The sequence below is a fragment of the Mycobacterium sp. 1245852.3 genome (assembly GCF_001669335.1).
Classification (GTDB): domain Bacteria; phylum Actinomycetota; class Actinomycetes; order Mycobacteriales; family Mycobacteriaceae; genus Mycobacterium; species Mycobacterium europaeum_A.
Genome location: NZ_LZLL01000018.1, coordinates 23,948 through 36,457, shown reverse-complemented (window position 1 = coordinate 36,457; position 12,510 = coordinate 23,948). Strand labels below are relative to the sequence as shown.

Sequence of the window (12,510 nt, the reverse complement as noted above, 5' to 3'; positions counted from 1 at the left end):
GCGATGTAGAAGGTGTCCTGTTCGCTGCGCGCGGGGTGGTCGGCCGGGAAGTTCAGCGCGTCGAAGTTGAACTGCTCGGTCTCGACCTCCGGGCCCTCCGCCAGTTCCCAGCCCATCGCGATGAAGGTGTCGGCGATGTGCTCGGCCAGGATCGTGATCGGGTGCCGGGCGCCGGGCGGCTGCCGGGTCGACGGCAACGTGACGTCGATGCCCTCGGCGACCAGCACCGCGGCGTCGCGCTCTGCCCGCAGGACCGCGAGCCGCTCGTCGTAGCCGCGTTGGGCTTCGGTCCGGGCGGCGTTGACCCGCTTGCCGGCATCGGCGCGCTCGTCCTTGGGGACGCCGCCGAGCGCCTGGCGCGCCAGCGCCAGGGGTGCGCGGTCACCGAGGTGCTCGGTCTTGGCGCGCGCCAGCGTGTCGAGATCGCCGGCCCGCGCGAAGGCCTCCCGGGCGGCGCTGACCGCTGCGGCCAGGGCTTGCGGCGACAGATCGACGGGTTGATCACCCACGCGGCGACACTCTCCTTGCTGACGAGGCTGTTCGGGCTGCCCGCATCGATGTGCTTCCGCGCGGCACGGGTCGAGTGCTGATCATAGTGATTCGGCGCGCGGCACCCGCCGGGCGCTTGGCGGTCGAGCCGGCGGGTGGCCGCCGCGGGCCACCGACGGCGGTGTGGCTTAGCCGGCGACGGCCGGCTGCGGCCCGCCCAGCGTGTCGTCGCCCAGCACGGGGGCCTCCAGCGGGGCGACGCCCCGACCGCCGGCGACCTTGGTCACCTTGTAGGCGACGAACGCGCCGATGACACCGAAGACCGGCGTCGCCGCCATGGTCCCCCAGTGGTGGGCCAGCATCAGGAAGCCGAAGCCCGCGGACGCCGCCAGCATCAGGTAGCGCGCGGGCGTCCAGTGGATCGGCTGCCTGAACCGGGCGGACACCAGCACGCCCAGGATCACGGCGACGGTGTGGCCGGCGTCGGTGAAGTCGCCGCCGATGATCGCCGAGGCGATGCCCGCCGACACCCACCAGCCGACCCAGCCGGCCCGCCAGCGCGACGGGATCACCGCGGTCATCGCGCCGAGCACCGCCAGCGCGCCGTAGCTCATGCCGACGTCGCTGGCCCGGGTGATCGACACGGGCAGCCAGCCGAACTCGACCGACGCGGCCAATGCGGCGGCCACCAGCAGGGTCGCGCCGATGTGGCCGACGAGGAAGGCCACCACCAGCCGGATGGTGCGCAGATGCAGCTCGGCCAGCGCCAGCAGGCAGGTCAGGAAGGGCAGCCAGAAGTAGAGCGGGCCGGCGTCGACCACCAGAGCGCTGCCCAGCAGCGTGCCCAGGTGGCCGTGGGCCAGGTTGTGCACGTTGGTGCTGGCGCGCGCAACGATGACGTCATGCGCGTGCGGGCCGAGGGCCAGGATGGCGCAGCTGATGGCGAGCAGCACCGCCGCATACCCCACAGTGAATTGGACCCGGGCGAGCCGGGACGCGATGCCCCCTAACATTGGCATCCATTATGGCTGCGGTTTTGTCTCGGCTGTGTCATCAGGGCCTGACAACTCCTTAAGAGTCTTGAGGCGATATATCGCCAAATCGTCGGGAATGCCGGCGGGCTTCGGCCCGAAAACCGGCTTCCTCGTGCGTTTGGCCTCGACGCCCAACGCGTCCAACTCGCTTTGCGGTATGAGATCTAACGTTGAACTCGACACCATGATTCCACCCTTGGTGGCCCTTTCCATAACTCGTGCGGCGATGTTCACATCGACGCCGAGCCAGTCGGCGGCCAACCGCTGCGGGCGTCCCGTGTGGATTCCGACCCGCATCCTGGGCGTATAGCCGTCCACCTCGACCGATTTCAGCGCGTCCTTGGCGGCCAGCACGGCGCGCACGGCGACCGTCGGATCACCGAACACGGCCATGATGCCGTCGCCCATCCGTTTGACGATGTGTCCGCCGGCGTCGAGCAGGGGCGGCTCGAGGGCCCGCGCCACCTGCCGCAGCAGCACCAGCGCCGCGTCGTCGCCGGCTTGCAGGGACCACGTCGAGAAGCCGACCAGGTCGGTGAAGACCAGCGTCACCTCCGGGTTGGCCGGCCGGCGCGACACCCCTTCGGTCAGCGCCTGCCACACCTGCAGCACCCCGAGGCTGACCTCGCGCGACACCGCGTCGCGGTCGCCCAGCAGCCGGTCGGCAGCGCGCGCCGCGGCTCGCGGGCCACCCTCGCCCGCCGTGGACAGCGGATCGCCGAACTCGGGGTCGCCGGGCAGCAGCCGGCGGGCGCGCCGGATGAAGGCGACCGCCGCGGGGCTGCGGTTGCGGCTGTGCAGCCATTGAGTCGCGCTGTGCACCGACAGTGGAGAGCGCGGCGGAGCCGAGTGCGCCTGGGATTCTTCGGCCTCGCCCGGGTCCAGATCGCGACGCGCGAGTTCCACCCGGCCAGGTTATTTGGTTTTCTTCGAGGCAGGCAATGACGGCCGCGCCCGATGTGTCACACGTCGCACCAAACCGCCTGATCACACTGGTGCCACACCGGTGTCCAAGCTCGATAACACCCGGCGGACACCTCGCCGAAATCGTAGACAACGCCCGTTGTCAAAGTTATCGTGAGCCCAACCGGAGCAGGAGGCCGCGATGACTGGCACTGTGCATGCGGGCGGGACTGCGCCCGCCGATCCGCTCGGACCAGATTCTTTGACCTGGAAGTATTTTGGCGACCTGCGCACCGGAATGATGGGCGTGTGGATCGGGGCGATCCAGAACATGTACCCCGAACTCGGCACGGCCGTCGAGGAGCATTCGATCCTGCTGCGCGAGCCGCTGCAGCGGGTGGCCCGGTCGGTCTACCCGATCATGGGGGTGGTCTACGACGGCGACCGGGCGTCGCAGACCGGCCGGCAGATCACCAGCTACCACCACACCATCAAGGGCACCGACGCGGCCGGTCGGCGCTATCACGCGCTGAACCCGGAGACCTTCTACTGGGCGCACGCCACGTTTTTCATGCTGATCGTCAAGGTGGCCGAGTACTTCTGCGGCGGCCTGACCGAGGCCGAGAAGCGGCAGCTGTTCGCCGAGCACGTCCAGTGGTACCGGATGTACGGCATGAGCATGCGGCCGGTGCCCGAAACCTGGGAGGAGTTCCAGGAGTACTGGGAGCGCACCGGCCGCGAGACCCTCGAGATCAACCGGGCGACGCGCGACATCTTCCAAATGCGGATTCCCAAGCCGAAATTCGTGCTGATGCCCACACCGATCTGGGACCAGATCTTCAAGCCGCTGGTCGCCGGCCAGCGCTGGATCGCGGCGGGGCTGTTCGAGCCCGCGGTGCGCGAGAAGGCCGGACTGCACTGGACCCCGGGCGACGAGGTGTTGCTGCGCCTGTTCGGCAAGCTCGTCGAACTGGCCTTCCTGGCGGTGCCCGACGAGATCCGGCTGCACCCGCGCGCGCTGGCCGCCTACCGCCGCGCCGAGGGGCGGCTGCCCACCGACGCGCCGCTGGTGGAGGCCCCGCCGTTCATGGCGCCGCCGCGCGACCGGCGCGGGCTGCCGATGCATTACTTCCCCCCGTCGGCGAAGTCGCCGTTGGACCCGGCGCTGCAGCCCGCCCGGGCGCTGATGGAACGCGCCGGTTCGCTGGTGCACACGACGCTGTCGCTGGCCGGCCTGCGCGCCGGGCGGGGCCGGCCCAAACGCGCCGCTAAGGCCGCGTAGGCAGGTTCAGCGCCCGCGCGCTCTGATACAGGCAGATGGCCGCCGCGGACGCCACGTTCAGGCTCTCCGCCCCACCGGCCATCGGGATCCGCAGCCGGTGGTCGGCCGCCGCGGCGATTTCGCTTGGCAGACCGTGTGATTCGGGGCCGAACAGCCACGCCGTCGGCACGCCGAGCAGTTCGCCGGCCTCGTCGAGCCGCGTCTGGGCGTCGACGGTGGTGGCGAGCAGCTGCAGGCCCGCGGCGCGCAACGCGTCGACCGCGGCGAGCGGGTCCGGCGCGACGACGACCGGGACCGAGAAGATGCTGCCGGCCGACGCGCGCAGGCACTTGCCGTTGTACGGGTCGACGCTGTGGCCGCCCAGGATGACGCCCGCCGCGCCCAGGGCGTCGGCGAGGCGGATGAGGGTGCCGGCGTTGCCCGGTTCGCTGATCTCGACGGCGACCGCGACCAGTGCGGGCGGCCCGGCCAGCACGTCGGAAAGTCGGGTCGCCGGCGTTTCGCACACGGCGACCAGGCCGGCCGGAGTGACGGTGTCGGACAACGCTTTCGCCGCGCGCTCGCTGACCGGGTGCACCGGGCAACCCGCGGAAGCCAACGTCGCCAGCAGCGACTCATGCCGCTGCTGGGCGACTTCGGTGACGAAGACGTCGCGGACCAGGCCGCGGCGGGCGGCGGCCTCGACGAGGTTGGGGCCCTCGGCGAGGAATCGGCCCGCCCGCCGGCGGCCGACGTGGCGGTGCAACTTGACCGCCGCGGCGACCCTGGCCGAACGTTCGGTCAGCACCTGCGCTTGTTAGGCCGCTTCTCCCGAATCCGAGGGAGCGTTGACATCCTCGGGCAGGGCCGCCCGCGCGATGTCGACCAGCGCCGTGAAGGCGGCCGGGTCGGCAATCGCGATGTCGGACAGGTTCTTTCGGTCCACTTCCACACCGGCGGCCTTGAGGCCCTGGATCAGCCGGTTGTAGGTGATGTCGTTGGCGCGCGCCGCCGCGTTGATCCGCGAGATCCACAACTTGCGGAACTCGCCCTTGCGCGCACGACGGTCGCGGTAGGCGTAGTTCAGCGAATGAAGCTGCTGCTCTTTGGCCTTACGGTAGAGCCGGGATCGCTGGCCGCGATAGCCCTTCGAGGCCTTCAGGATGCTGCGCCTCTTCTTGTGGGCGTTGACCGCCCGCTTCACGCGTGCCATTGGATGTTCCTACTCTCGTTCACAATTGGTTGGTCGGGTCGCCGTGCCAGCTCGCGCTGCGGGTCTGGCCGGCGCGGTGGTCAGCCGTTCAGCAGGCTGTTGACGCGCTTGGTGTCGTTGGCCGACACCGTGGTGCGGCCGTCGAGCCGCCGGGTCCGCTTGGTCGGCTTGTGCTCGAGCAGATGCCGGCGGTTGGTCTGCTGGCGAACAATCTTGCCGGTTCCGGTGCGCCGGAACCGCTTCGACGCCCCGCTGTGGGTCTTGGCTTTGGGCATGTTTCCTCTGTTCTATGAAGTGCTCGAGTGCGGGCACTCGGGCGCTTGAAAAGTCTCGCGCTGGGTCAGTTCGACGAAGGTTCGGCTTCGGCGGCCGCATCGGTCTCCGATGCCGCGCCGCCCCCCGGTCCTTCCGGATGGCGCGCCTTGGCGCGAGTCTTCGCGCCGCGGTGCGGTGCCAGCACCATCGTCATGTTGCGGCCGTCCTGCTTGGCGGACGTTTCGACGAAGCCGTATTCGGCGACGTCCGCTCCCAGGCGCTGAAGCAGCCGATAGCCCAGCTCGGGCCGCGACTGCTCACGTCCGCGGAACATGATGGTGACCTTCACCTTCGACCCCGCCTCCAGGAAGCGGATGACGTGACCCTTTTTGGTCTCGTAGTCGTGATCGTCGATCTTGGGTCGCAGCTTCTGTTCTTTGACGACGGTCTGCTGCTGGTTCCGGCGGGATTCGCGCGCCTTTTGCGCCGCTTCGTATTTGAACTTGCCGTAGTCCATGATCTTGCAGACCGGCGGTCTGGCGTTCGGGGCAACTTCGACAAGGTCAAGATCGGCGTCCGCAGCGACGCGCAGTGCGTCTTCGATGCGCACTATGCCTACCTGCTCTCCCCCTGGGCCGATCAATCGGACTTCAGGTACGCGAATGCGCTCGTTGACGCGGGTCTCAGTGCTGATGGGGCCTCCCTTGTTGGGCTTCTGTAGGTCCTGCGGTGACGACCGCCTGGGTCGGTCCGGGAATCAGCGGCGGAGACACCACACCACTAGCAAAAAAGCCCTGCACAAGCAGGGCCCAATGCCGACCGATCGCGGCTGGAAACTGCTCGAGCCGCCCGCGTCACCCGCGGAACAGGCATCCGCGATGCCTGTGACCGGACCGCTGAACCTTTCGAAGATCCGCAACGGGATTTCATCGGCTCGCGGTGGGAGTGGGACTCCACTTAACTGTTCCTGGCATTCGCCGGGATGGTCGCAGCCGCTAGTTTAGCAGCCTTGAGGTGGCTTTTAGCACTTCGGCCGGTCGACCGCGCCGCAATGGGCCGGCGGCCGGCCCGAAACCACGCCCAAACTGGCGGCCGCCAGTCTCAGCGCTTCGACAAGCTTTTCACGGATTGAGGGCATATCCTCGCGGTCTGTGACACTCGCATCTCCTAGTTCGAGGCCCGGTTCGGGCCCTCGTTCAGGCCTGCGTTCGGGGCCGCGCGGCCGGTCGAACTCGCGGTACCGCTGGGTGCCGGCGGCGGCCGGATGGACCGTGGGCGTCATCGCGACCGTGTCGCTGCTCGGCAGCGTGTCCCCGCTGATCCGGTACCTGATCAAGGTCCCGCGCGAGTTCATCAACGACTACCTGTTCAACTTCCCGGACACCAGCATCGCGTGGTCGTTCATCCTGGCGCTGCTGGCCGCGGCCCTGACCGCGCGCAAGCGCATCGCCTGGCTGCTGTTGCTGGCCAACATGATCCTGGCCGCCGCGCTGAACGCCGCCGACATCGCCGCGGGCGACAACACCGCCGCGGAGATCTTCGGCGAGAACCTCGGCTTCGCCGTCCACATCGTGGCGATCGTCCTGCTGGTGCTGGCCTACCGGGAGTTCTGGGCCAAGGTCCGCAAGGGTGCGCTGGTCAAGGCGGCCGCGGTGCTCATCGCCGGCGACGTGGTGGGCATCCTGGTGTCCTGGGGCCTGGTCGAGTTGTTCCCGGGAACGCTGGCCCGCCAGGACCGGCTGCCGTACGTGGCCAACCGGGTGGTCGGATTCGCGCTCGCCGATCCCGACCTGTTCACCGGCCGGCCGCACGTCTTCCTGAACGCGATCTTCGGGTTGTTCGGCGCGCTGGCGCTGATCTTGGCGACGATCGTGCTCTTTCAGTCCCAGCGCGCGGAGAACGCGCTGACCGGCGAGGACGAATCGGCCATCCGCGGCCTGCTCGAGCTGTACGGCAGGAACGACTCCCTGGGCTACTTCGCCACCCGCCGCGACAAGTCGGTGGTCTTCGCCCAAAGCGGACGCGCCGCGGTCACGTATCGCGTCGAGATCGGCGTCTGCCTGGCCAGCGGTGACCCGATCGGCGATCCGCGGGCGTGGCCGCAGGCCGTGGACGCCTGGCTGGGGTTGTGCCAAACCTACGGCTGGGCGCCCGGGGTGATGGGCGCCAGCACCCAGGGCGCGCGGGCCTACCGCGAAGGCGGTCTGAACGCGCTCGAGCTCGGCGACGAAGCCATCCTGCGGACCGCCGATTTCAAGCTGTCCGGCCCCGACATGCGCGGCGTCCGCCAGGCCGTGACCCGGGCCCGTCGGGCTGGCCTGACCGTGCGGATCCGGCGCCACCGCGACATCAGCGCCGAGGCGATGGCCGACACCATCGCCCGCGCCGACGCCTGGCGCGACACCCAGACCGAGCGCGGCTTCTCGATGGCGCTGGGCCGACTCGGCGACCCCGCCGACGGGGACTGCCTGCTGGTCGAGGCGCTGGACCGCGACGGCAGCGTCGTCGCGATGCTGTCGCTGGTTCCCTGGGGGACCACCGGTGTCTCCCTGGACCTGATGCGCCGGTCGCCGCAGTCCCCCAACGGCACCATCGAGCTGATGGTCAGCGAGCTGGCGCTCAATGGCGAAACCCTTGGCATCACCCGCATCTCGCTGAACTTCGCGATGTTCCGCTCGGCGTTCGAACAGGGCGCCCAGCTCGGCGCGGGTCCGGTCGCCCGGCTGTGGCGAGGACTGTTGCTGTTCTTCTCGCGGTGGTGGCAGCTGGAAACCCTGTACCGCTCGAACATGAAGTACCAACCCGATTGGGTGCCGCGTTACGCCTGCTACGAGGACGCCCGGCTGATCCCGCGGGTCGGCGTCGCTTCGGCACTCGCCGAGGGCTTTTTGGTGTTGCCGTTCGGGCGGCGCAAGACGCACACCGGCCACTACCCCGCCGTCCCGCCACGGTTGGCGGAGTCCGGGCTGCTGCATCACGACGGCAGCGCCCCGGACGTCAGCGGGCTGCGGGAACGCCGGGAGTCCGCCGACGAGGAGGAGTCCAGGTCACGGCTGCCCGAACAAGTTCGAGTGCGCCTGGCCAAGCTGAAAGCCCTGAAGCACAACGGCGTTGACGCTTACCCGGTGGGGACCCCGCCCACCCACACCATCGCCCGGGCCCTGGTCGCCGACGACCAGGAAAGTGTGACGGTGGCGGGACGGATCCTGCGGATCCGCGACTACGGCGGCGTGCTGTTCGCCGACCTGCGCGACTGGTCGGGGGAAATGCAAGTGCTGCTGGACAATTCGCAGCTGCAGCGGGGGCGGACCGCGGACTTCACCGCGGCCATCGACCTGGGCGATCTGGTCGAGGTGTCCGGGCAGATGGGCTTTTCCAAGAAGGGAAGCCGCTCGCTGATCGTCACCGACTGGCGGATGATCGGCAAGTGCCTGCGGCCCCTGCCGAACAAGTGGAAGGGGCTGACCGACCCGGAGGCGCGGGTGCGGACCCGCTACGTCGACCTGGCCGTCAATCCCGATTCGCGCGAGCTGATCAAGGCCCGCAGCGACGTGTTGCGTTCGGTCCGGCAGACGCTGTTCGCCAAGGATTTCATCGAGGTCGAGACCCCGATCCTGCAGCAGATCCACGGTGGAGCGACCGCGCGGCCCTTCGTCACGCACATCAACACCTACGACCTGGACCTGTTCCTGCGCATCGCCCCCGAGCTCTACCTGAAGCGGTTGTGCGTCGGCGGCGTGGAGCGTGTCTTCGAATTGGGCCGCGCCTTCCGCAACGAGGGCGTCGACTTCAGCCACAACCCGGAGTTCACCCTGCTGGAGGCCTACCAGGCCCACGCCGACTACAAGGTGTGGATCGACGGCTGCCGCGAGCTCATCCAGAACGCCGCCGAGGCCGCGCACGGCGAGCAGGTGGTGCTGCGACCCCGCGCCGACGGGGGCGACGGCCGGCTCGAGCCCGTCGACATCTCCGGGGTGTGGCGGGTCAAGACCGTCTATGACGCGGTGTCCGAAGCGCTCGGCGAGCACGTCGACCCCGCCACGTCGCTGTCCACCCTGCGCAAGCTGTCCGACGCCGCGCACATCCCCTATCGGGCGCACTGGGATGCCGGCGCGGTGGTGCTGGAGCTGTACGAGCATCTGGTCGAGGACCGGACAGAGGAGCCGACGTTCTATATCGACTTCCCGACGTCGGTGTCGCCGCTGACCCGGCCGCACCGCAGCGAACCGGGCGTGGCCGAGCGGTGGGACCTGGTGGCCTGGGGGGTCGAGCTGGCCACCGCCTACAGCGAGCTCACCGACCCGGTGGAACAGCGCCGCCGCCTGCAGGAGCAGTCGTTGTTAGCTGCCGGCGGGGATCCCGAGGCGATGGAGCTCGACGAAGACTTCCTGCAGGCGATGGAGTACGCGATGCCGCCCACCGGCGGACTCGGTATGGGCATCGATCGGCTCGTCATGCTCATAACGGGCCGCAGCATCCGGGAGACCTTGCCATTTCCGCTGGCCAAGCCGCATTAGCGGCGGCCCCGAACGTCCGTAGAGCCCAGCGCGAACATTCGGTGAATTTGTTCCAGGCCGATTAACTTTAGATCACAATGACTCACGTGACAGCCCCGACGGACAGCGCCGCGGCGCAGGTCCTGGCAAGTAGCCACACCTCGCTGATGCATGGCTGGGTGCCGGCGACGATCCAGGTGCTCGCCGCGATCGTGCTGCTCCTGGCGGTCGGCTGGCGGTCGCGCCGCTGGCGCACCGTGTGGCTGCCGGCCGCCGCGCTGGCCGGCGGGGTCGCCGCCTACCTGACGCACTGGTACATCGTCGACCGCGGGCTCTCCGACGACCCCGCACCGGCGGCGCTGTGGCTGTGGATCGCCCTGACCGGCATGGCGGCGGCCGTGCTGGCGCTGGGCTGGCGCACCGCGCGCCGCTGGCGGCGCGGCGCCGCGGTGCTGGCCGTACCGTTGTGCTTGCTCAGCGCGGCGCTGGTGCTCAACCTGTGGGTCGGCTACTTCCCCACCGTGCAGTCGGCGTGGAGCCAGCTGACCTCGGGGCCGCTGCCCGATCAGACCGATCAGGCCACCGTTACCGCGATGGCCGCCAGCCGAATCCGGCCGCCGCACGGCACCGTGGTGCCGGTGGCGATCCCGTCCGACGGGTCACACTTCAAACACCGCGGCGAGCTGGTCTACCTGCCCCCCGAATGGTTCGCGACCACCCCGCCGCCGGCGTTGCCGGCGGTGATGATGATCGGCGGGCAATTCAACACACCCGCCGACTGGACCAGGGCGGGCAACGCGGTCAAGACGATCGACGACTTCGCGGCCGCACACGACGGCAAGGCGCCGGTGCTGGTGTTCGTCGATTCCGGCGGCGCGTTCAACAACGACACCGAATGCGTCAACGGGGTTCGGGGCAACGCCGCCGATCACCTGACGAAAGACGTTGTGCCGTTCATGATTTCGACCTTCGGGGTCAGCCCGCACCGGTCCAACTGGGGCGTCGCGGGCTGGTCGATGGGCGGCACCTGCGCCGTCGACCTGACCGTCATGCACCCCGAGCTGTTCAGCGCGTTCGTCGACGTCGCCGGTGACTTCTTCCCCAACGCCGGCAGCAAGGCCCAGACCATCGCCAGGCTGTTCGGCGGAAACGCCGACGCCTGGGCGGCTTTCGACCCGACCACGGTGATCACCCGGCATGGGCCGTACCGCGACGTGGCCGGCTGGTTCGCGATCTCGTCCGACGGCCCGCCGCCGCGCCGCGACCTGCAGCTGGCCGACAGCGGCGCCATCCGTCTCGCCGGACGCGAGGCGGCCGCCAATCCCGGCAATCAGACGGCGGCCGCCTATTCGCTGTGCGCGATCGGTCGCTCCAACGGAATCGACTGTGCGGTGGTTCCGCAGCCCGGCAAGCACGACTGGCCGTTCGCGGACCGGGTGTTCGCGGCCTCGCTGCCCTGGCTGGCCGGGGAGCTGGGCACGCCGGGAATTCCGCGCACCCCGTTGCCCGCCGCATCCGCGCCGGGCGCCGGCGCCCCGGTGGTAGTTCCGGCCGAACATTCCAAGCGATAGCGCCGGTGTATCCGGTTGCGCGCGTGCGGCGTGCGGTGTTCGCGCGGCACTGCCATCCGCTGAGCGCATGGACCCGGTGGGCGAGCACGCCGCTGATCCTGGTCCCGATATGGACGCGACGATGGCGCCATGCGGCCTGGATTGCGTTGTGGCTGGCGGTGAATCCGGTGGTGTTCGGCAAGCCGGCGCAACAGCACGCCTGGTCGACGCGGGCGATGCTGGGCGAGGAGCTGTGGATCACCCGCCGGCCCCGCGACGCGGCGATGGTGGTCAGCGTGGCGTCGTCGGCGGCCGCGGTGGGCGCGGTGCTGGCCGCAAACCGGCGTCGGCTGCGACCGGCGCTGATCGCCGTGGCCCTGCAGATGACGTTGACGCTGGTGTACTGGGAACAGATGGTTCGCTACCTCGAGCGGCGGTCGCAGTAGGGTCGCGGGACCTGGTGCGCGGGAACGCCGTTCGTCGACGAGGGCAGGCGGGTGGCCGCGCCCATGGTCGGGCGGAACGCAGGCGCGGTGACGATGCGCGGATATGGTGGTCCGATACCTTCGTACCGGGATGCGATACGGGTGTATTGTCCGGCCGTGGGACCCACCCGGCTGTTTCCTTATGACCCGCCCCCGCCAGCGGAGCCGTCGCTCAAGGAGCGCATTCGCGACGCCGCGCTGAGCTGCTTTGCCGTTCGCGGCATCGCCGCCACGACGCTGCGCGCGGTCGCCGAGACCGCGGACGTGTCGATTGGGCTGATACAGCACCACTTTCGCACCAAGGCCGCGCTGAGCGCCGCCGTCGATCAATACGTCCTGCAGACGGTGAGCGAGGCATTGGCAGCCGGTACGCCGTCCGAGCCGGCCGCCGACAGCCTCAACGAGGCGGGGCGCCGGCTGACCGCACTGATGGTCGAACGTCCCGATGTGATGACCTATCTCGGGCGTGCGCTCGCCGAGGGCGGCGCACTGGGTTCGGTCATCTTCACCGGGCTGGTGGGTATCAGCGCGGGCCAGGGCGAACAATTCGGGCAGCAGGGCAAGCTGCGAGAAGACCTCGATCCCGACTGGGGGGCGCTCAATCCGCTCATCCTGCGCATCGGCGCGATCATTCTGCATCCCTATATCGAGCTCTATCTGGGTGAGGCGTTCTTCAGCGAGCCACAGCTGCGACGCTGGGACGCCGCGGTCACGAGCCTGATTCGGCGCGGGCAGTTCCTCGAGGACACGGAGTCGCGGGACGAGGGCGTGACCGCTTGACGAGCGGCCAACCGCCGCGTTACCGCGGCCGACGCGCCGGTCAG

Annotated in this window: 11 protein-coding genes and 1 pseudogene; 5 read left to right on the top strand and 7 right to left on the bottom strand. The window is 69.4% G+C overall.

Annotation, left to right across the window (positions count from 1 at the left end; all coding sequences use genetic code 11):
* The 3 genes and pseudogenes from A9W96_RS00825 to A9W96_RS00815 all read right to left on the bottom strand — a co-directional run.
* Positions 1 to 509, bottom strand: a pseudogene (locus A9W96_RS00825) (phenylalanine--tRNA ligase subunit alpha); the annotation flags it as partial.
* Positions 510 to 677: 168 nt separating this feature from the next.
* Positions 678 to 1,502 (bottom strand): rhomboid-like protein, encoded by an 825-nt coding sequence (locus tag A9W96_RS00820; protein ID WP_066867160.1) that lies wholly within the window; start codon positions 1,500 to 1,502, stop codon positions 678 to 680.
* Positions 1,503 to 1,511: 9 nt separating this feature from the next.
* A complete protein-coding gene (locus A9W96_RS00815; protein ID WP_066882285.1) occupies positions 1,512 to 2,429 on the bottom strand; it encodes an adenylate/guanylate cyclase domain-containing protein in 918 nt (305 codons plus the stop codon).
* A 199-nt stretch (positions 2,430 to 2,628) separates the two neighbouring features.
* Between A9W96_RS00815 and A9W96_RS00810 the strand changes: the two genes are divergently transcribed.
* Positions 2,629 to 3,708 carry an oxygenase MpaB family protein gene (locus tag A9W96_RS00810; RefSeq protein WP_067137384.1) on the top strand — a complete coding sequence of 360 codons (1,080 nt, stop codon included), beginning with the start codon at positions 2,629 to 2,631 and terminating at the stop codon, positions 3,706 to 3,708.
* On the opposite strand, the gene A9W96_RS00805 is transcribed toward A9W96_RS00810, so the two are convergent.
* The 4 genes from A9W96_RS00805 to infC form a co-directional block, all read right to left on the bottom strand.
* Positions 3,695 to 4,495 carry an RNA methyltransferase gene (locus A9W96_RS00805; RefSeq protein ID WP_066867154.1) on the bottom strand — a complete coding sequence of 267 codons (801 nt, stop codon included), beginning with the start codon at positions 4,493 to 4,495 and terminating at the stop codon, positions 3,695 to 3,697. The two genes, A9W96_RS00810 and A9W96_RS00805, sit on opposite strands and share 14 nt — an antisense overlap.
* Before the next feature lie 9 nt (positions 4,496 to 4,504).
* Entirely contained in the window at positions 4,505 to 4,900 is a 396-nt protein-coding gene (gene rplT, locus A9W96_RS00800) for a 50S ribosomal protein L20 (protein WP_007776071.1), read from the bottom strand.
* An 80-nt stretch (positions 4,901 to 4,980) separates the two neighbouring features.
* Positions 4,981 to 5,175: a 50S ribosomal protein L35 gene (rpmI, locus tag A9W96_RS00795; RefSeq protein WP_066867152.1), complete on the bottom strand. Its 195-nt coding sequence runs from the start codon at positions 5,173 to 5,175 to the stop codon at positions 4,981 to 4,983.
* Positions 5,176 to 5,240: 65 nt separating this feature from the next.
* The gene (infC, locus tag A9W96_RS00790) at positions 5,241 to 5,849 is read right to left on the bottom strand and encodes a translation initiation factor IF-3 (protein WP_082971986.1); all 609 of its coding nucleotides are present in this window, start codon (positions 5,847 to 5,849) and stop codon (positions 5,241 to 5,243) included.
* Between the two features lie 553 nt (positions 5,850 to 6,402).
* Between infC and lysX the strand changes: the two genes are divergently transcribed.
* The 4 genes from lysX to A9W96_RS00770 all read left to right on the top strand — a co-directional run bounded on the left by lysX (position 6,403) and on the right by A9W96_RS00770 (position 12,466).
* Positions 6,403 to 9,672, top strand: coding sequence for a bifunctional lysylphosphatidylglycerol synthetase/lysine--tRNA ligase LysX (gene lysX, locus A9W96_RS00785; RefSeq protein WP_067137382.1), 3,270 nt, complete (start codon positions 6,403 to 6,405; stop codon positions 9,670 to 9,672).
* Between the two features lie 77 nt (positions 9,673 to 9,749).
* Entirely contained in the window at positions 9,750 to 11,222 is a 1,473-nt protein-coding gene (locus tag A9W96_RS00780; RefSeq protein WP_197499357.1) for an alpha/beta hydrolase family protein, read from the top strand.
* A gap of 5 nt (positions 11,223 to 11,227) precedes the next feature.
* Positions 11,228 to 11,647 carry a DUF6653 family protein gene (locus tag A9W96_RS00775; RefSeq protein WP_369830807.1) on the top strand — a complete coding sequence of 140 codons (420 nt, stop codon included), beginning with the start codon at positions 11,228 to 11,230 and terminating at the stop codon, positions 11,645 to 11,647.
* Between the two features lie 156 nt (positions 11,648 to 11,803).
* Positions 11,804 to 12,466: a TetR/AcrR family transcriptional regulator gene (locus tag A9W96_RS00770; protein WP_067137380.1), complete on the top strand. Its 663-nt coding sequence runs from the start codon at positions 11,804 to 11,806 to the stop codon at positions 12,464 to 12,466.
* Positions 12,467 to 12,510 lie beyond the last annotated feature (44 nt).

Excerpts from the sequence above, each read along its gene's own strand:
- A9W96_RS00820 (WP_066867160.1), bottom strand. The coding sequence starts at position 1,502 with ATGTTAGGGGGCATCGCGTCCCGGCTCGCCCGGGTCCAATTCACTGTG.
- A9W96_RS00810 (WP_067137384.1), top strand. The coding sequence starts at position 2,629 with ATGACTGGCACTGTGCATGCGGGCGGGACTGCGCCCGCCGATCCGCTC.
- rplT (WP_007776071.1), bottom strand. The coding sequence starts at position 4,900 with ATGGCACGCGTGAAGCGGGCGGTCAACGCCCACAAGAAGAGGCGCAGC.
- rpmI (WP_066867152.1), bottom strand. The coding sequence starts at position 5,175 with ATGCCCAAAGCCAAGACCCACAGCGGGGCGTCGAAGCGGTTCCGGCGC.
- A9W96_RS00780 (WP_197499357.1), top strand. The coding sequence starts at position 9,750 with ATGACTCACGTGACAGCCCCGACGGACAGCGCCGCGGCGCAGGTCCTG.